This window comes from Leucobacter allii, assembly GCF_022919155.1.
Lineage (GTDB): Bacteria > Actinomycetota > Actinomycetes > Actinomycetales > Microbacteriaceae > Leucobacter > Leucobacter allii.
Genome location: NZ_CP095045.1, coordinates 862094 through 879971 on the forward strand (window position 1 = coordinate 862094; position 17878 = coordinate 879971).

At 72.3% G+C, this 17878-nt stretch carries 14 protein-coding genes; 10 read left to right on the plus strand and 4 right to left on the minus strand.

Annotated elements, in window-relative coordinates; translation table 11 throughout:
• Positions 1-8: 8 nt before the first annotated feature.
• Both MUN78_RS03930 and guaA read left to right on the plus strand, forming a co-directional pair.
• On the plus strand, positions 9-515 hold the full coding sequence (locus tag MUN78_RS03930) for a DUF3817 domain-containing protein (RefSeq protein WP_244728907.1): 507 nt from the start codon (positions 9-11) through the stop codon (positions 513-515).
• Between the two features lie 90 nt (positions 516-605).
• A complete protein-coding gene (gene guaA / locus MUN78_RS03935; protein WP_244728909.1) occupies positions 606-2213 on the plus strand; it encodes a glutamine-hydrolyzing GMP synthase in 1608 nt (535 codons plus the stop codon).
• 420 nt (positions 2214-2633) lie between these two features.
• Here guaA and MUN78_RS03940 read toward each other — a convergent pair whose 3' ends face one another.
• Positions 2634-3503, minus strand: coding sequence for a Bax inhibitor-1/YccA family protein (locus tag MUN78_RS03940; protein ID WP_244728911.1), 870 nt, complete (start codon positions 3501-3503; stop codon positions 2634-2636).
• 138 nt (positions 3504-3641) lie between these two features.
• On the opposite strand from MUN78_RS03940, the gene MUN78_RS03945 reads away from it, so the two are divergent.
• A complete protein-coding gene (locus tag MUN78_RS03945; protein ID WP_244728912.1) occupies positions 3642-4664 on the plus strand; it encodes a glycerophosphodiester phosphodiesterase family protein in 1023 nt (340 codons plus the stop codon).
• A 64-nt stretch (positions 4665-4728) separates the two neighbouring features.
• Here MUN78_RS03945 and MUN78_RS03950 read toward each other — a convergent pair whose 3' ends face one another.
• Positions 4729-5727, minus strand: coding sequence for an asparaginase domain-containing protein (locus MUN78_RS03950; protein ID WP_244728914.1), 999 nt, complete (start codon positions 5725-5727; stop codon positions 4729-4731).
• Positions 5728-5785: 58 nt separating this feature from the next.
• On the opposite strand from MUN78_RS03950, the gene MUN78_RS03955 reads away from it, so the two are divergent.
• Positions 5786-8368 carry an ATP-dependent helicase gene (locus MUN78_RS03955; RefSeq protein WP_244728916.1) on the plus strand — a complete coding sequence of 861 codons (2583 nt, stop codon included), beginning with the start codon at positions 5786-5788 and terminating at the stop codon, positions 8366-8368.
• Between the two features lie 77 nt (positions 8369-8445).
• Here MUN78_RS03955 and MUN78_RS03960 read toward each other — a convergent pair whose 3' ends face one another.
• On the minus strand, positions 8446-9075 hold the full coding sequence (locus MUN78_RS03960; protein ID WP_244728918.1) for a TetR/AcrR family transcriptional regulator: 630 nt from the start codon (positions 9073-9075) through the stop codon (positions 8446-8448).
• Between the two features lie 268 nt (positions 9076-9343).
• Here MUN78_RS03960 and MUN78_RS03965 point away from each other — a divergent pair, with 268 nt between their 5' ends.
• The 3 genes from MUN78_RS03965 to sucD all read left to right on the plus strand — a co-directional run bounded on the left by MUN78_RS03965 (position 9344) and on the right by sucD (position 13640).
• Positions 9344-11407 carry a GGDEF domain-containing protein gene (locus MUN78_RS03965; protein ID WP_244728920.1) on the plus strand — a complete coding sequence of 688 codons (2064 nt, stop codon included), beginning with the start codon at positions 9344-9346 and terminating at the stop codon, positions 11405-11407.
• 132 nt (positions 11408-11539) lie between these two features.
• Entirely contained in the window at positions 11540-12706 is a 1167-nt protein-coding gene (gene sucC, locus MUN78_RS03970) for an ADP-forming succinate--CoA ligase subunit beta (protein ID WP_244728922.1), read from the plus strand.
• A 31-nt stretch (positions 12707-12737) separates the two neighbouring features.
• Positions 12738-13640, plus strand: a complete 903-nt coding sequence (sucD, locus tag MUN78_RS03975; protein WP_244728933.1) for a succinate--CoA ligase subunit alpha — start codon at positions 12738-12740, stop codon at positions 13638-13640.
• Between the two features lie 363 nt (positions 13641-14003).
• Here sucD and MUN78_RS03980 read toward each other — a convergent pair whose 3' ends face one another.
• A complete protein-coding gene (locus MUN78_RS03980; protein ID WP_244728935.1) occupies positions 14004-14759 on the minus strand; it encodes a GAP family protein in 756 nt (251 codons plus the stop codon).
• 107 nt (positions 14760-14866) lie between these two features.
• On the opposite strand from MUN78_RS03980, the gene MUN78_RS03985 reads away from it, so the two are divergent.
• The 3 genes from MUN78_RS03985 to MUN78_RS03995 are packed head-to-tail and all read left to right on the plus strand — an operon-like array spanning position 14867 to position 17872.
• The gene (locus MUN78_RS03985; RefSeq protein ID WP_244728937.1) at positions 14867-16117 is read left to right on the plus strand and encodes a sensor histidine kinase; all 1251 of its coding nucleotides are present in this window, start codon (positions 14867-14869) and stop codon (positions 16115-16117) included.
• On the plus strand, positions 16114-16800 hold the full coding sequence (locus MUN78_RS03990) for a response regulator transcription factor (RefSeq protein ID WP_244730005.1): 687 nt from the start codon (positions 16114-16116) through the stop codon (positions 16798-16800). Before MUN78_RS03985 ends, MUN78_RS03990 begins: the two co-directional genes overlap by 4 nt.
• A gap of 55 nt (positions 16801-16855) precedes the next feature.
• The gene (locus MUN78_RS03995; RefSeq protein WP_244728939.1) at positions 16856-17872 is read left to right on the plus strand and encodes an aliphatic sulfonate ABC transporter substrate-binding protein; all 1017 of its coding nucleotides are present in this window, start codon (positions 16856-16858) and stop codon (positions 17870-17872) included.
• Positions 17873-17878 lie beyond the last annotated feature (6 nt).

The following is a 17878-nucleotide window of genomic DNA, read 5'->3' on the forward strand; positions in this document are numbered from 1 at the left end:
TGGAAGCCATGCGACTCGAGCCCAAGCCCGCCGACTACCCCCGCATCCGGAAGGCCCTGAGCCTCTACAAGGTGACCTCGATCGTCACCGGCGTCATGCTCCTCACGCTGCTCGCCGAGATGATCCTGAAGTACTCGCCGACCCATGTGGAGCTCTTCGCGGGCGGCGGCGAGGGTATCGGCTTCGCGCCCGTCGTGGTCGGCGAGGCGTGCCAGTGGTATTCGCTGTTCTTCCCCTGGCAGGAGGGCTGCGAGCTCACCTCCACCGGCACGGGCACGAACATCTCCCTGCTCATCCTCATCGCCCACGGCTGGTTCTACGTCGTCTACCTCGTCTCCTGCTTCATGCTCTGGAGCCCGATGCGCTGGCGCTTCCCGCGCTTCGTGCTGCTCGCGCTCGGCGGCGTGATCCCCTTCATGTCCTTCTTCATGGAGGGTCGCGTCGCGCGCCAGGTCTCGGACTTCCTCGCCGAGAAGGGCGCCGGCGCCCCGGCGCGCCCGGCCGCCTCGGCCTAGCCGCGCGCCCGCGGCGCGCGTCCGCGGGTAGAATCGGCATGCGCATCATCCCCGCACCACCTCAACCCTGAAAGGCCTTCCCAAGCGAACATGGCCCACTCGAACGCTGCGACACAGGCAGAACAGTCGGATACCGGGCACCGCCCGGTCCTCGTGGTCGATTTCGGCGCGCAGTACGCGCAGCTGATCGCCCGCAGGGTGCGCGAGGCCGGGGTGTACTCCGAGCTCGTGCCGCACACCATCACCGCGGCCGAGGTCGAGGACAGGCAGCCGCTCGGCATCGTGCTCTCCGGCGGTCCGTCGTCCGTCTACGAGCCGGGCGCCCCGCAGTTCGACGACGCGATCTTCGAGCTCGGGATCCCGACCCTCGGCATCTGCTACGGCTTCCAGGTGATGGCCCGGGCCCTCGGCGGGGAAGTCGGCCATACGGGCGACCGGGAGTACGGCGCCACCGATGCCGAGGTCCTCGGCGGCGGCGGGGCGATCCTCGGCGGACAGCCTGCGGCACAGAACGTGTGGATGAGCCACGGCGACGCGGTGCAGCAGGCGCCCGCCGGCTTCGAGGTGCTCGCGCGCACCGCCGTCACCCCGGTGGCGGCGTTCGGTAGCGCCGAGCGCCGGCTCTACGGCGTGCAGTGGCACCCCGAGGTGAAGCACTCCGACCACGGCCAGCGGGTCCTCGAGAACTTCCTGCACCACGTCGCGGGGATCCCTGCGGACTGGAACGCCGGCAACGTGATCGCCGAGCAGGTCGAGCGGATCCGCGCGCAGGTCGGGAGCGCCCGCGTCATCTCGGCGCTCTCCGGCGGCGTCGACTCCGCCGTGTCGACCGCCCTCGTGCACGCGGCCGTCGGCGATCAGCTGACCGCCGTCTTCGTGGACCACGGGCTGCTCCGCAAGGGAGAGCGCGAGCAGGTCGAGCAGGACTACGTCGCCTCGACCGGCGTGCACCTCATCACGGTTGACGCCGAGGACGTGTTCCTCGGGCACCTCGCCGGCGTCACCGATCCGGAGCAGAAGCGCAAGATCATCGGACGCGAGTTCATCCGCGCCTTCGAGCGCGTGCAGCGCGAGCTCGTCGACGAGGCCCGGGCCGAGGGCGGCGAGGTGAAGTTCCTCGTGCAGGGCACCCTGTACCCCGACGTCGTCGAGTCCGGCGGGGGAGCGGGCACTGCGAACATCAAGTCGCACCACAACGTCGGAGGGCTCCCCGAGGATCTCGACTTCGAGCTGATCGAGCCGCTGCGGGCGCTCTTCAAGGACGAGGTCCGCGCGATCGGCCGCGAGCTCGGGATCCCCGAGGCGATCGTCGGGCGCCAGCCGTTCCCCGGCCCCGGGCTCGGCATCCGCATCGTCGGCGAGGTGACGCGCGATCGGCTGGAGACGCTCCGCGAGGCGGACGCGATCGCCCGCGCCGAGCTGACGGCCGCCGGTCTCGACCAGGAGATCTGGCAGTGCCCCGTCGTGCTGCTCGCGGATGTGCGCTCCGTGGGGGTGCAGGGCGACGGCCGCACCTACGGCCACCCCATCGTGCTGCGACCGGTCTCCTCGGAGGACGCGATGACCGCGGACTGGACCCGGGTGCCCTACGACGTGCTCGCCCGCATCTCGAACCGGATCACGAACCAGGTGCCCGAGGTCAACCGCGTCGTGCTCGACGTGACGTCGAAGCCGCCGGGGACCATCGAGTGGGAGTAGGGTGACCGCGCGTTCCGCGCGCACCCGTACGGCGGAGCCCGGCTGCGGCCGGGCTCACGCCGTTTCCTTGTCGTCTCCGCTCGTCGTCTCCCGTGCGGTCTCCGCTCGTCGTCTCCCGTCCGGTCCGTGCGGTCCCGTTCGCCCGTCGCCCCGTCGGTCGGGGATGCGGCGTCGGTGAGCCCGGATCGGCGGTTTCGGGCTCACCGAAGCCGCATCCCTCACGGACGGTGCGGCGCCGGCGGCGCCCGGCGCCGCAGAGGGCCCGGCGCCGCAGCGAGCACGGCGCCGCAGCGAACCGATCCGCATCGTACGCTGCACTCGTGCCGGAAGCTCAGCACCCCGCCGCCGCGATTCCCGGCCCCGCAACGACCGAGCGCCGGGCCCCGTGGGGCCCGGCGCTCGGTCGTCGCGTCTTCCGGGTCAGTTATTGCCGCGGAGGATCGCGAGGATGCGGAGGATCTCGACGTACAGCCAGATGAGCGTCACCATGAGACCGAAGGCGGCCGACCAGGCCCACTTCTCGGGCACGCGGTTCTTGACGCCGTTCTGGATCAGCTCGAAGTCCATGACGAGCGAGTAGGCGGCGAGCAGCACGGCGAGCCCGCCGATGACGACGCCGAGCGGGATGCCCCAGAGCGTCGCACCGCGCAGGCCCCAGGGATCCTGGTTCGCGCCGGTGAGCATGAGGATCACGTTGACGATCGAGAAGGCGAGGTAGCCGAAGATCGCGACCATGAAGATCTTCGTCATCTTCGGGCTCGTGCGCACCTTGCCGCTCCGGAAGAGGAGCAGCGTGACCGCGAACACCGCGAGGGTGCCGATGACGGCCTGGGAGACGATGCCGGACCACTGCGCCTCGAAGACCTGCGAGATGCCGCCGAGGAAGAGCCCCTGGAAGACGGCGTACAGCACGATGAGCGGCACGCTCGGCTGCTTCTTGAAGGAGTTGACGAGGCCGAGGACGAGGCCGATGATCGCGCCGGGGAGCATGAGGATCGGCACGAACCAGCCGACCGCGCCGAAGGCGAGCACGACGACGAAGAGCAGCACGGTCTTGGAGATCGTGTTCTCGTAGGTCATCGGCTTCTCGGAGGGCGCGGCCGTGGGCGGCTGCTGACCGCCGAAGCCGGCCTGCGCAGCAGCGTTCACCGCTGCGGCGCCCGTGGCCGCGTCGTCGATGCCGGGGCGCTGCGTCTGCGCAGCGGGCTGGTCGTAGATGCGGCGCAGCTCGTCCGCGGTGAGGGTCTTGCCGTTCAGTGCGGGGTTGTTGCTGAGAGCCGGGTTGCTCATGCGTCGGAATCCTTTCCAGGCGTATGTCAGATTCCCAGACTATCGACAGCAGCTTCGGATGCGCTGGGATTCCCGTACCCCGTCCAAGGACGCGGAGCGCGCCAGGCGGATGCGGCGCCCGTGTCCTAGGCTGGTGCCATGCAGCACACGGCTCCCGGACCGCTGGTCATCGGCCACCGGGGCGCCCCCGGGTACCGCCCGGAGCACACGGCATCCGCGTACCGGCTCGCCTGCGAGCTCGGCGCCGACGCCGTCGAGCCCGACATCGTCGCGACGCGCGACGGCGTGCTCGTCGTGCGGCACGAGAACGAGATCTCCGGCACCACGGACGTGGCGAGCCGCCCGGAGTTCCGCGGTCGGCGCACCGTGAAGACGGTCGACGGCACACGGGTCCACGGCTGGTTCGTGGAGGACTTCACGTGGTCCGAGCTGTCCACGCTGCGCTGCCGAGAGCGGCTGGCGAAGGTCCGCCCCGACAACCGGGCCTACGACGGCGCCGAGCCGATCCTGCGGCTGCGCGATGTGCTCGCCATCGTCGACGCCGAGAGCGCGCGCCTCGGCCGGGGCATCGGCGTGGTCGTCGAGATCAAGCACGCGCGCTTCCTCCTCGGACAGGGGATCGACATCGGCGCGCTGCTGCTCGCGGAGCTCGCGGCGACCGGGTGGGACGCCCGGCCCGATCGGCTCGTGATCGAGTGCTTCGAGCTCGGGGTGCTGGATCGGATGCGCGCGGCGGGAGCGGGCGCCGAGATCGTGTTCCTCGCCGAGCGCTCCGGCGCGCCGGCCGACGAACCGCTCGCGGGGGCGCCGTCGCGCGGGTACGCCTGGTACCGGAGCGACGCCGGTCTCGCACTGCTCGCGGACCGGGTCGACGGGATCAGCGTCGCGAAGGGCGATCTCATCCGCGTGAACGCGCTCGGCCGCGCGACCGGCACGACGGATCTCGCCGCCCGCGCGCACGATCACGGCCTGCGCGTGTACACGTGGACGCTCCGCCCGGAGAATCGCTACCTCAACCTCCGCTACCAGTCCTCCCTGCGCGGCGCCGAATGGGGGGACTGGCAGGACGAGTTCGCGCTGATCCTCCGGGCCGGGGTCGACGGGATCTTCGTCGACCACCCGGATCTCGGCGTCGCCATTCGCCGGGCGGAGACGCGCTGATCCGCGATCCGGCCGAGCGGCGGCCGCGCGCAGCCGGGCGCCCGCCCCGCGCAGCCGGGCGCCGTCAGGCGCCGAGGCACTCCCCGACGAGATTGCGTTCGACGAGCGCGCGCAGTTCGGCGCCGCGGTAGCCGGCGTCGAGCAGGAAGCCGAGCTTCGCGAGCGCGGCCTCGACGGTGAGGTCCGAGCCGTCGATGACCCCGGCCGCGGCCAGCTCGCGACCGACCGCATAGCGCCCGAGGTCGACGCCGCCCTGCGCGCACTGCGACACCGCGACCACGGGGATCGCGTCGCAGACCTCGCGCAGTGCGCCGAGCATGCCGGGCCGCGCCATCGGCCCGTTGCCCGAGCCGTAGCACTCGAGGACGAGCCCCGCGGGGCGGCCGAGGACCGCCCCGCGCAGGTCCTCGGCGACGACGCCGGGGGTGAAGCGGAAGGCGAGCACCCGCGCCGGGGCGAGCGAGGCGACGCTCTCGGGGAGCCGGGGCGGGACGCCCGCGGGGGCGGGGGCGAGTTCGACCTCCGCCCGGAACGCGCCGAGCGCGCTCGTGTGGTGCTTCTCGGCGCGCACGGCGGGCAGGATCGCGCCGCCGAAGGCGATCGAGACGGGGGCGGTGCTGGCGGCCCGCACGGCCGCGCGGACCGCGAGCGACAGGTTCGCGCCGGCGTCGGTACCCGGCGCGCCGTGGGGGAGCTGACTGCCGGTGACGACGACGGGGATGCCGAGGTCCCCGAGTTCGAAGGCGAGCCTCGCCGCGGTGTAGGCGAGCGTGTCGGTGCCGTGCAGGATCACGATGCCGCGCGGGCGCTGCGTGCGAGCGCGGGCGCGGACGGCCCGCGCGATCTTCGGCGCCGTCTCGGCGTCGGCGTTGGCGCTGTCGATCGGCGGCTGCAGGTGGTTGATGCGCCAGTCGACCGCGAGCGGGACGCAGATGCCGGCGACGAGCGCGTCGAGCACGTCGGGGAACGCGGGATCGGGGGCGAGCCCCGCGTCGGTCGCGTGCATGCCGATGGTGCCGCCAGTCGCGAACACGAGCACGGAGGGGCGAGGGGAGTCGGTCACCCCTCCATTGTGTCGGACGCGTCCGGGTGTCGGGGGCTCCGCCTAGACTGGTCGCACGATGAGCGACTTCGAACTTCTCGACCCCTCCGGCGTCCCGATCGGCGGCGCGCAGTCCGCCGGCGGGACGGACGCCCTCCTCGACGGCCTGAATCCGGCGCAGGAGCGCGCCGTGATCGCGCGCGGCCCCGCGCTGCTGATCGTCGCGGGCGCCGGCTCGGGCAAGACCCGTGTGCTCACGCACCGCATCGCCCACCTGATCCGGGAGCGCGAGGCGTGGCCGAGCCAGATCCTCGCCATCACCTTCACGAACAAGGCGGCGGCCGAGATGCGCGAGCGCATCGACGGGCTGCTCGGGGAGGCCTCCCAGGGCATGTGGGTGTCGACCTTCCACTCCGCCTGCGTGCGCATCCTGCGGCGGGAGGCCGAGCGCTTCGGGTACGTCTCGGGCTTCACGATCTACGACTCCGCCGACTCGCGCGCGCTCCTCAAGCGGATCATCAAGGAGCTCGACGCCGACACCTACGGCTTCACGCCCGCGAACGCCGGCGCGAAGATCTCGCGGCTGAAGAACGAGCTCGCCGACGCCGGCGCCTACGCGGCGACCATGAACGCGAGCGACCCCCGAGACCGGCTCTTCGTCGAGATCTTCACGATGTACGAGCAGGAGCTGCGGCGCGCCAACGCCTTCGACTTCGACGACCTCATCGGTCAGACGGTGCATCTCTTCCGCGCGCATCCCGACGTGGCCGCCGTCTACCAGCGGCGCTTCCGCCACATCCTCGTCGACGAGTACCAGGACACCAACCACGCGCAGTACTCCCTCATCCGCGAGCTCACCAAGCCGGTGGAGCCCGAGGAGGTGGCCGGGCTGATGCCGCCCGCCAGGGAGCGCGAGCTCGACGCCTCCGGGCGGATTCCGCCGGCGAGCCTCACCGTGGTGGGCGACTCCGACCAGTCGATCTACGCCTTCCGCGGCGCCGACATCCGCAACATCGTCGAGTTCGAGCGGGACTTCCGCGGCGCCGAGGTCGTGAAGCTCGAGCAGAACTACCGTTCGACCCAGAACATCCTGAGCGCCGCGAACGCCGTGATCGGCAACAACTTCGATCGGCAGGATAAGAACCTCTGGACCTCGGAGGGCGACGGCGAGCAGATCGTCGGCTTCACCGGGTACTCGCAGCACGACGAGGCCCGCTTCGTGGCCGAGGAGATCGAGGACCTGCATCGGGCCGGCATCGCCTACGGCGACGTGGCCGTGTTCTACCGCACGAACTCGCAGACGCGCGCGCTCGAGGAGCTGCTCATCCGCTCCGCGATCCCGTACCGCGTGCTCGGGGGCACGAAGTTCTACGAGCGGGCCGAGGTGAAGGACGCGATGGCGTACCTCACGAGCATCGCGAATCCCTACGATCCGATCGCCTGGTCCCGCCTTCTCGGCGCACCCAAGCGCGGGATCGGGCCGATGGCCGAGGCGCATCTCGCGAACTTCCAGGAGGCGCAGGGAGTCTCCTTCCACGAGGCGATGGCGCGCGCCGACGAGGTCGGCCCGCTCGGGCCGAAGCTGCGCACGACCGTGCGGGAGCTCGCGGCGCTGCTGCTGCGCGCCGCGCGGATGGCTGCGGGCGGGGGCGCGAGCGATGTCGCGGGCGAGGAGGCCGCCCCGGCGCCCGTGGGCGACGTGCTGAAGCTGATCCTCGATGAGACGGAGATGATCGAGAAGCTCCGCGCGAAGCGCGACCCGCAGGACGACGCGCGCGCCGAGAACCTCGAGGAGCTCCTCGCGGTGGCCCGCGAGTTCGACGTCAAGCAGCCGGGGGCCGGACTCCTCGCCTTCCTCACCGAGGTGAGCCTCGTCGCCGCGGCGGACGACCTCGACGACTCCAGCGGTACGGTCTCGCTGATGACGATGCACACGGCGAAGGGACTCGAATTCAAGGCCGTGTTCATCACCGGCGTCGAGGAGGGACTGCTGCCGCACCAGATGTCGGTCGACGAGGTCGGGGGCATCAGCGAGGAGCGCCGGCTCATGTACGTGGGTATCACCCGGGCCAGGGAACGGCTGTACCTCACGCTCGCCTCCACCCGCGCCACCTTCGGGGACGTCTCGGTGGCGATGCCCTCGCGCTTCCTGCAGGAGATCCCCGAGGGGCTCATCGCCTGGCGCCAGTCGCCCGGCGAGGTCACGGGGCGCGGCGGCACGGCCTCGCGCGCGCTCAACGCGCCACGGGGCTCGGGCTACGGATCCGGCGCGCGCGGCACGTCCCGGGACTCGGCCGTGTCGTTCGGATCCGGCGCGGCCGGCAGGGGATCGGGCGCGGCCGCGGTCTCCGAGCCCGCGAGCGGGAACATGCAGTCGGCGCTCGACAAGTGGCGCGAGCGCAAGCGGCAGGCCAAGGCGGCGCAGGCCGCCGGTGGCGGTTTCCCGAACCTCATCGGCGGCAGCGCGCGCGACAACGGGGACCTGGAGCTCGGGACCGGCGACCGGATCCGCCACGACGAGTACGGCGAGGGCCGCGTGACGGGCGTCAGCGGGGCCGGGTCGAAGCGGATCGCGCACGTGGTGTTCGACGCCGTCGGGGAGCGGAAGCTGCTCGTGAAACTCGCCCCGATCGAGAAGATCGAGGCCGGCGCAGCCGACTAGGCCGCGGCTCGGGCCGGCCTCGCGGCGGCATGCCGCGGCGCCGACCGCCTCGCGGCGGCACCGCCGCGAGCATCGGGTCAGGCGAGCAACGCGCGGTACTCCGCCATCACCCGGTGCAGATCGTCGTCCTCGGCGTTGACGTCGCCCTCGCCGGCCATCCACGTGCTCATCTGCACCGTGATCGCCCCGTGCACGAGCGACACCGCGAGCACCGCCTCCCGCTCGGGCGCGTCGAGCTTCGCGTGCTCCGGATGGGCCGCGAGCCATGCCGTGACGAGCGCGATCAGGTGATAGCTCGACTCGAGCAGGGTCGCGAGCGTCATCCGGGCGGCCTCGGGCTGCTCCGTGATGAGGCGGGTGCGCATGCGGGCGACCTCCGAGTTCACGTGGGTGTGCCCGATCGCCGCGAACAGCAGCCGGAAGATGCCGAGCGGCAGGTCGTCCGGGGAGCTGTCGAGCACGGCGAAGGCCTCGGTGCCCTCGGGGATGCTGATCGCGCGGCCCACGATCGCGTAGTCGCGCGCCGCGAAGTAGTTGAAGAAGGTGCTGCGGGAGATGTCCGCACCCTCGCAGATCGCCTCCACCGTGACGTGCTCCACGCCGAGGTCGAGGGCGAGACGCACGGCGGAGGTCTCGATCGCGTTCTCGGTGGCGCGGCGCTTCCGCGCGCGCAGTCCCTCCGGTTTGGGGTCCTGTCCGGTGCTCATCGCGATCAACTCCATCTGCGACCGATGTACGGGCTGCCTCCGGCCTCACGAGGACCGGCACGGCGACGGTCGCCTCGAGTGTACCCGTCGCTCCCGATCCGGCCGAACGGGCGGCGAGTCTCTGGGCGCATTGTGGAGTTCCACGGAATCGCATGTGTACGCTGTCCCTGGGGATGGGCCGGCGCGGGAACCGCGCAGTCGTGGGGTGGATCAGTGGTGCCCGGATGCCAGTTGCCGGGTCGAGATCGACGACGGGAGGGGAACCGGCATGCGGTGGCTGTCGAATCGGGCCCGGGATCAGAGCCCGCATTCGCTGTTCCTGATCTTCGCGACCCTGCTGCTCGCGCTCACCGTCGTGGTCGACCTCCTCTTCCACACGCACCTGGAGCACCGCTGGATCAGCTGGGCGCTTCTCGTGTTCTGCCTCGGGTGCAGCGCCGCGAGCTTCCTCAGCGGCCGCCGGGTTCCCCGTGCACTCGGGATCGTCGGCACGATCGTCTTCATCGCCGCGCAGAGCTACTACCTGAGCCTCGCCGGCGACCCCCAGTCGGTGGTCGCCTCCGTGCAGCAGCTGCCCATCATCGCCTTCTACCTCGGGTGGTTCATCGCGCCGCGCCTCGCCGGGCTGCTCATCGCCGCGTGCCTCCTCTGCTTCGGCATCGTGATGGCGATGAACCCGCTGCTGCACCGCGACGGGATCCTCGGCGTCCCGGTCGCGGTGCACGCCCTGCTCACCCTCGCCGTCTGCTACGGCGCAGGACTCTACCTCTGGCGCAGGCAACTCCGCGCCGCGAGCACGGACTCCCTCACCGGCGCCCTCACCCGGTCGGGGTTCCGCGAGCGGCTCGAGCGGTCCCTCGGCCGGGCCGGCGCTCCGGGATCCTTCGCCCTCGTCGCGATCGACTTCGACGGGCTCAAGGCGCTCAACGACCGCGATGGGCACGCGGCGGGGGATGCGGCGCTCACCCGCACCGTGATGTCCTGGAGCACGCGGATCCGTGGACGGGACGTCATCGGGCGGCTCGGGGGAGACGAGTTCGCCCTGCTCCTGCCGCGGACGAGCGCGCGGGAGGCGGCGGAGATCGTCGCGCGCCTGATCGAGCAGGGCGAGCACGCCTGGTCGTGGGGGATCGCCGAGCCCCTGCCCGGCGACACCCCGGAGACGATCCTCGACCGGGCCGACCGGGCGCTCTACGCGCGCAAGCGGCGCACCCGCGGAGCGTCCGAGGTCGGCGCGGCCTCGGACGCCGCGCCGACGGCCTCGATCGCGGATCCGCCCGCCTCGGAGACCGCCGGAGGGTCCGCGCGGGACTCCGGGCCGAAGCGGGACGCCGAATCGGGACGGGAAGGCTTGCCCGTGCTGCGCGCCGCCGCGGAGGCGTTCCTGCGCCGGCAGTCGCCGTTCTCCCTCGTCACGGGGACCGTCTCGCTCGTGCTCGCGATCGTCTTCGCCGTCGATCTGGCGGTCGGGCACCCGCACTTCCAGTTCGCTCTCGTCATCGTCTTCATGTCGGTCTATGCGCTCGGGGCGATCCTGCCCTTCGCGCTCGGCAGCCGTTTTCCCCGGTGGGGCGGCTTCGCGATGGTGCTGGTCAGCGCGGCGTGGTCGAGCTTCCTGCTGCTCAACGCCCAGCACCTCCACGCGAGTGTGAACGCGCTGCTCGAGCTGCCGCTCACGGCGCTCTACGTCGCCTGGTTCTTCGCGCGGCCCGTCGCCTACTGCTATATGGCGTTCACCGTGGCGCGCGTGTCCCTGACGCTCGTCTGGAACCCCGACTTCGGCGGTGGTCAAGTGTCCGGGGTCATCGTCATTGCCTACGCGATCCTCATCGCCGTCTTCTGCTTCGGCGGGGCGATCGCGGTGCGGCGCCAGGTGCATCACGAGGAGCTCACCGATCCGCTCACGTCCGCGCTCAACCGCCGCGGACTGCTGCTGCTGAGCCCGCGGCTGCGCGCCCGCGCGGAGCGCGAGGGCGATGCCTCGGCGATCGCGATCATCGACTTCGATGATTTCAAACAGTTGAACGACGAGGGCGGTCACGCCGCGGGCGACGCGGCGCTGCGCGACTCCGCGGGCGCGTGGGCGGGGGCGGTGGGCATGCGCGCGCCCTTCGCGAAGAACCTCGGCCTCGTCGCGAGGCTCGGCGGCGACGAGTTCGCGGTGCTGCTGCGCGGCGACGCCGAGGCCGCCGAGGCGATGATCCGGCGATTGCGCGAGGCGTCGCCGTACCGCTGGTCCTGGGGCATCGCGGAGCTCGTCCCCGGCGAGGATCTCGACGGCGCCCTGGAGCGCGCGGACGCCGAGCTCTACCGCGCGAAACGGCGGCGCTGAGGCCGCGATACCCCACTGGGCGCGGGGATCGCGCTCATGCGGCGATGGTAGACTGGCGCGCGGTCGACTTATCTCGACATCGAGACATTTTTCTGCCTCAGACACCGAATACTCCCGAACGAAGGACAGTACGTGGATCTGTACGAGTACCAGGCACGAGATCTATTTGAGCGATACGGAGTGCCGGTGCTTGCCGGCATCGTCGCGGACACGCCGGAGGAGGCGCGTGCGGCCGCCGAGCAGCTCGGCGGCGTGGTCGTCGTCAAGGCCCAGGTGAAGACCGGCGGGCGCGGGAAGGCCGGCGGCGTCAAGGTCGCCAAGACCCCCGAGGAGGCGTTCGAGGCGGCGCAGGCGATCCTCGGTCTCGAAATCAAGGGGCATGTCGTGCAGCGCGTGATGGTCGCGGCGGGGGCGGACATCGCCGAGGAGTACTACTTCTCCGTGCTGCTCGATCGCGCCAACCGCTCCTACCTCTCCCTCTGCTCCGTCGAGGGCGGCATGGAGATCGAGCAGCTCGCGGTGGAGAAGCCCGAGGCGCTCGCGCGCGTCGAGGTGGACCCGATCACGGGCATCGACTCCGCGAAGGCCGAGGAGATCGCGCGCGCCGCGAACTTCCCCGAGGAGCTGGTCGGCAAGGTCGTCCCGGTGTTCCAGAAGCTCTACGAGGTGTACTCCGGGGAGGACGCCACCCTCGTCGAGGTGAACCCGCTCGTGCTCACCGGCGGCGGCGAGATCGTCGCGCTCGACGGCAAGGTCTCGCTCGACGCGAACGCCGACTTCCGCCATCCCGCGCACGAGGCGCTCGAGGACAAGTCCTCCGAGGATCCGCTCGAGGCGAAGGCCAAGGCGCAGGATCTCAACTACGTGAAGCTCGACGGCGAGGTCGGCGTGATCGGCAACGGCGCGGGCCTCGTGATGTCGACGCTCGACGTCGTCGCCTACGCCGGGGAGCGCCACGGCGGCGTGAAGCCGGCGAACTTCCTCGACATCGGCGGCGGCGCCTCGGCCGAGGTCATGGCGGCGGGGCTCGACGTGATCCTCGGCGATCCGCAGGTCAAGGCGGTGTTCGTGAACGTCTTCGGCGGCATCACGGCATGCGACGCGGTCGCCAACGGCATCGTCGGCGCGCTCGAGAAGCTCGGCGACGCGGCCAACAAGCCCCTCGTCGTGCGGCTCGACGGCAACAACGTGGAGGAGGGGCGCGCGATCCTGAATGCGGCCGCGCATCCGCTCGTCACCCAGGCCGCCACCATGGACGAGGGCGCCGACAAGGCCGCCGAGCTGGCGAACGCCCGCTGACCACGACGAGACTCGGAAAGAAACTAGCACTATGTCGATCTTCCTGAACCAGGATTCCAAGGTCATCGTCCAGGGCATCACGGGCGGCGAAGGCACCAAGCACACCGCCCGCATGCTCGCCTCGGGCACGAACGTCGTCGGCGGCGTGAACGCCCGCAAGGCCGGCACGACGGTCACGCACACCGACGCCTCGGGAGCCCCGGTGGAGCTGCCGGTCTTCGCGACCGTCGCCGAGGCGATGGCCGAGACGGGCGCGAACGTCTCCGTGGCCTTCGTGCCGCCCGCATTCACGAAGGATGCCGCGGTCGAGGCCATCGACGCCGGCATCGGCCTCCTCGTGATCATCACGGAGGGCGTTCCCGTCAAGGACTCCGCTGAGCTGTGGGCGCACGCGAAGGCCACCGGCGGCAAGACCCGTGTCATCGGGCCGAACTGCCCGGGCATCATCACCCCGGGCGAGGCGCTCGCGGGCATCACCCCGGCGACCATCACCGGCAAGGGGCCCATCGGGCTTGTCTCGAAGTCCGGCACGCTGACCTACCAGATGATGTACGAGCTGCGCGATCTCGGCTTCTCCACGGCGATCGGGATCGGCGGCGATCCCGTCGTCGGCACGACGCACATCGACGCGCTCGCCGCGTTCGAGGCGGATCCCGAGACGCGGGCGATCGTGATGATCGGCGAGATCGGCGGCGACGCCGAGGAGCGCGCCGCGGAGTACATCAAGGCGCACGTCACGAAGCCGGTCGTCGGCTACGTCGCCGGCTTCACGGCGCCCGAGGGCAAGACCATGGGCCACGCCGGCGCCATCGTCTCCGGCTCGGCCGGCACCGCGCAGGCGAAGAAGGAGGCCCTCGAGGCCGCCGGCGTCACGGTCGGGAAGACCCCGACCGAGACCGCCGAGCTGCTGCGCGCGGCCTTCGCCGCGCTCTGAGCCGTCGCATTCGGCCACGCAGGCCCCCGACTCGCGGTGACGCGGATCGGGGGCCTGCGGCGTCTCGTCCGCTGCGTCCCGTCCTGGCCCGTCCCGTGCTGCCCCGTCCCGCCCCGTCCCGCCCCCTCTGCGGTGCCGTGCCCTATCCCACCCCGCTGTCTCGCCTCGCCCGCTCTGTCCCCCGCCCCGCCCTGAAAATGACGCGAACCGGTGCGATGCGTCGGGTGTCCCCCGGTTCGCGTGAATTCGACGTGTTCGACGTGTTCAACGTGCTCCGCGGATGGACGGTGGGGTGACGGGACGAGCTGGCGAGGGACCGCGGTGCTGGGGAGGGCGCTGCTGGCGTCCCGGGGCCGCGGCGCGCTAGCCGATGATCGGCAGCGCGATCTCGAGGCGCTGCGCTGCGCCGCGGACGACGAGGAAGCCGACGATGCACAGGATCCACGACGTGTTCTCGGCCCCCGTGCGCTGGAACCAGGCGGCGAGCCGTTCCAGGGGGCCGGCGACGACGGGGGCCGCGACGATGCGCGCGGCGAGCAGCACGAGCGCGGGGAGCACCATGACCGCGCAGTATCCCGCGAGGTACGCGACGCGTGCCGGAGCGCCGAGCGGGGATCCCGCGAGCATCGTCATGCCCAGGAGGTAGGGGAGCATGCCGGCGATCTCGACGAGCCCCGCGGCGATCGCCACGCCCATCACCGCGCCGCCGCTCGCGCGCTCGTCGAGCACCCGCTCGCGCCAGCGCACGATGCGCCCCGTCTCGGGCGCCGCGCGGCCCGCCGCGACCAGCCGGCGGCGGCGGGCGTCCGCGGCCCACACCAGGAGCCCGGAGGCGAAGAGGGCGACGCCGATCACGAGCAGGAGCCACGCTCCGGCGTCGCTCGCGAGGGCGTCCGCGGCGAACTCGATGATGCTCCCGAGCCCGAGCAGGAAGAGCACGCCGATGACGAGGTAGAAGCCGGTGATCGTCGCGAGGTACAGCAGGATGCGACCGGCGCGGACCCGCCCCGGCGCGATGAGGAAGAACAGCGGGATGAGGAGGGTCCCGACGCTCAGCCCGTCGAGCAGGGCCAGCAGGGCGAGCGCGGCGGGCAGGGGGACGGTGTCGAGGAAGTCCATGCCGTCAGCCTCGCGCGGACCGCGCGCGCCCGCATCGGCGGGAGGGATGAGCCGCTCTCAGACCTTCGGAGGAGGCGGACGCGCCGGCGTGCTGCTTGGATGGAGGCATGAGCAGATCCTGGGAGCCCGAGGAGGGCGAGCCCGAGCGGCGGCCGCCGCTCCGGCCGTGGCAGATCGCGCTCGTGTATCTCGCGATCGCCGTGATCCTCGCGGCGCTCGGTCTCGGCGGGATCTGGAGCGACCTCTCGCTGCTCCCGCAGCGGCCGGCGGGGTGGTGGATGCTCGCCACCGCGATCCCGGCCGCCGCGACGGTGCTCCTCAGGCGCCGCGCGCCGTGGATCGGACTCGCACTCGCCGTCGCCGTGGCAGTCGTCGACGTGCTCACCGTCGGCGGCCTCGTGCCGCTGCTCGCCGTCCTCGAACTGCTGCACGCCGGGATCCTGGTGCTGTCCCCGGCGCGACGCCGCATCGTACTGCGCGGCATCGTCGTCGTGACGATCGCGGGCGCGGTGCTCGCGCAGCTCGTCACGGGCGACCCGCGCGCGACGATCCTCATCGGCCTGCAACTCGGCGCGCTGCTCGGCATGACCTACTGGTACGCGAACTCGGTGGCGCAGTCGACCGAGCTCGTCGCGCTGTACCGCGAACGGGCGGCGGATCTCGCGCGGCTCGCGGCGCTCGACCGCTCGGCGGCCGTGAGCGCGGAGCGCGATCGCGTCGCCCGCGAGCTCCACGACGTCGTGGCCGGGCACGTGGCGGCCGTCGCGATCCGCGCCGAGGCGACGCTCAGCTCCGGCGATCCGGCCCAGCCGGGGCCCGCGGACGACCGGGCGGCGCTCCGCGCGGTGCGCGACTCCAGCCTGGCGGCGCATGCGGCGCTGCGCGACCTCATCGGCGTGCTCCGCGCCGATGCCGCGGAGCCGCCCCGCCCCTGTCCGGCTCCCGGGCGGGACCGTCTCCCCGAGCTCGTCGCCGAGGCGCGGCGCTCAGGCCTCGAGGTCGAATTCGCCGACGACGGCGCCGTCGCTCTCGAGACGGAGGCCGACGGCGCGCTCGGGCAGATCGTGCGGGAGGCGCTCGCCAATGCCGCGCGGCACGACGCCGGGGCGACGGCGCGGGTTCGGGTCGCGGCCTCCGAGCGAGCCGCGGACGGCGGGGAGCCGCGCCCCGGCGTCGGGGTCATGATCGCGACGCGGGGAGGCCGGCCGCTCCCGCACCCCGAGCTGCGGGGCTCGGGTCTCGGGCTCCGCCTGCTCGACGAACGGGTCCGGGCCCTCGGCGGCGACTTCGCGGCGGGACCCGACGGCGGCGGCTGGTCCGTTTCGGCGTGGCTGCCCGCGGCGGGGCCGAGGTCATGAGCGGCGCGGAGCGGACGAGCCCTCGCGTGCTCATCGCGGACGATCACGCCATGATCCGCGAAGGGCTGCGCATGATCCTGGAGCGGCAGGGCATCGAGGTGGTCGGCGAGGCCGCCGACGGGGCGGCTGCCGAGGGCAACGCGCGGGCGCTGCGCCCGGACGTCGTGCTCATGGACTTGCGGATGCCCGGCACGGACGGCATCGCGGCGACCCGCCGGATCGTCGACGAGGGGATCGCGGCCGTCCTCGCGCTCACGAGCTTCGACGAGGACGAGCTCGTCTTCGCCGCGATCCGCGCGGGCGCCGCGGGTTTCCTGCTCAAGACGACCGAGGCGGCCCCGCTCGCCGAGGCCGTCCGCCGCGTCGCCGCGGGGGAGGGGGTGCTCGATCCCCGCGTGACCCGGCGCGCGCTCGCGGCGCTCGCCGACGCCGTCCCCGACCCCGCGTCGACGGTCGCCGCGCCCGCCCCTCCGGGGCTCGAGGCGCTTACCGAACGCGAGCGGCAGGTGCTGGCGGGCCTCGCCGAGGGCGGATCGAACGCGCGGATCGCAGCCGCCCTCGGCATCTCGGTGCCGACGGTGAAGACGCACGTCTCGAGCATCCTCGTGAAGCTGGGGGCCGAGAGCCGCACGCACGCCGTGGCGCTGCTGCGCCCGGTCGGGGGCGCGGCCCGCCTCCCGTAGGATAGGAGGGTTGCGCCGGCGGGATCCACGTCGGCTCCGCCGTGAAAGGATCGCCGTGACCAGTCGTCTCCTCCGTTCCCTCGCCGCCTCAGCGGCCGCGACCGCCGCGCTCGCCCTCGGCCTCGCCGGATGCGCCGCGCCGTCGGCCGACTCCGATTCCGGCTCCGCCGCAGGGGCGTCCGCCGGTGAGGCCTTCCGCATGGGCACGCAGCCCTGGCTCGGCTACGGGCAGTGGTACGTCGCGGACGAGCAGGGCTTCTTCGAGGATCGCGGCGTCGACGTCGAGCTGTCCAGCTTCAACGCCGACGCGGACGTCAATGCGGCGCTCGCCGCCGGGCGTCTGGACATGGCGAACGTCGGCGCGCAGGCGGCACTCCAGTTCATCGAGGAGGGGGTCGACGTGTCGATCGTCCTCATGCTCGACTCCGCGACGACCGCCGACGCGATCCTCAGCGGCGCGGGCGTCGAGGAGGTGGCCGATCTCGCGGGCAAGTCCGTCGCGTTCGAGCGCGGCGCGACGAGCGAGATCCTGCTCGCCGAGGCCCTCGAGGAGGCGGGGCTCTCCTTCGACGACATCGAGGTCGTCGAGGCCTCCGCCGACAAGGTCGCGCCCATGCTGCTCGCGGGGCGGGTCGACGCGGGCGTCACCTACGAGCCCTATGTCAGCGAGGCGCTCGGCGCCGACGCCGGGGTGAGCGCCGTCGCCACGGCCGGCGAGTACCCCGGACTCATCACCGACGTCCTCGTCGTGCGCAACGACGTGCTCGACGAGCGCCCCGACGAGGTGAGCGAGGTGCTCGCCGCCTGGGACGACGCGGTGGCGTTCACCGAGTCCGACACCGAGACCGCGCGCGGCATCATCGCCGCCGGCGTCGGTTCCGACGTGGCCGACCTCGAGACGGCCTTCGACGGCGTCCACTACTACACGCTCGCCGAGAACCGCGACGAGCTCACCGGCGCCTACGCCGAGGAGACGCTGCCCGCGCTCGCGGCCGTCGCCGAGCGGATCGGCCTGATCTCGGGCGATGTCGACGCGAGCACGGCGATCCGCACCGAGTTCCTGGGGGAGTAGCACCGC

What these genes read in the sequence shown, in the direction of transcription:
- MUN78_RS03930 (WP_244728907.1), top strand. Translation starts at nt 9, where the DNA reads ATGCGACTCGAGCCCAAGCCCGCCGACTACCCCCGCATCCGGAAGGCC.
- guaA (WP_244728909.1), top strand. Translation starts at nt 606, where the DNA reads ATGGCCCACTCGAACGCTGCGACACAGGCAGAACAGTCGGATACCGGG.
- MUN78_RS03940 (WP_244728911.1), bottom strand. Translation starts at nt 3,503, where the DNA reads ATGAGCAACCCGGCTCTCAGCAACAACCCCGCACTGAACGGCAAGACC.
- MUN78_RS03945 (WP_244728912.1), top strand. Translation starts at nt 3,642, where the DNA reads ATGCAGCACACGGCTCCCGGACCGCTGGTCATCGGCCACCGGGGCGCC.
- MUN78_RS03955 (WP_244728916.1), top strand. Translation starts at nt 5,786, where the DNA reads ATGAGCGACTTCGAACTTCTCGACCCCTCCGGCGTCCCGATCGGCGGC.
- MUN78_RS03960 (WP_244728918.1), bottom strand. Translation starts at nt 9,075, where the DNA reads ATGAGCACCGGACAGGACCCCAAACCGGAGGGACTGCGCGCGCGGAAG.
- MUN78_RS03965 (WP_244728920.1), top strand. Translation starts at nt 9,344, where the DNA reads ATGCGGTGGCTGTCGAATCGGGCCCGGGATCAGAGCCCGCATTCGCTG.
- sucD (WP_244728933.1), top strand. Translation starts at nt 12,738, where the DNA reads ATGTCGATCTTCCTGAACCAGGATTCCAAGGTCATCGTCCAGGGCATC.
- MUN78_RS03980 (WP_244728935.1), bottom strand. Translation starts at nt 14,759, where the DNA reads ATGGACTTCCTCGACACCGTCCCCCTGCCCGCCGCGCTCGCCCTGCTG.
- MUN78_RS03985 (WP_244728937.1), top strand. Translation starts at nt 14,867, where the DNA reads ATGAGCAGATCCTGGGAGCCCGAGGAGGGCGAGCCCGAGCGGCGGCCG.
- MUN78_RS03990 (WP_244730005.1), top strand. Translation starts at nt 16,114, where the DNA reads ATGAGCGGCGCGGAGCGGACGAGCCCTCGCGTGCTCATCGCGGACGAT.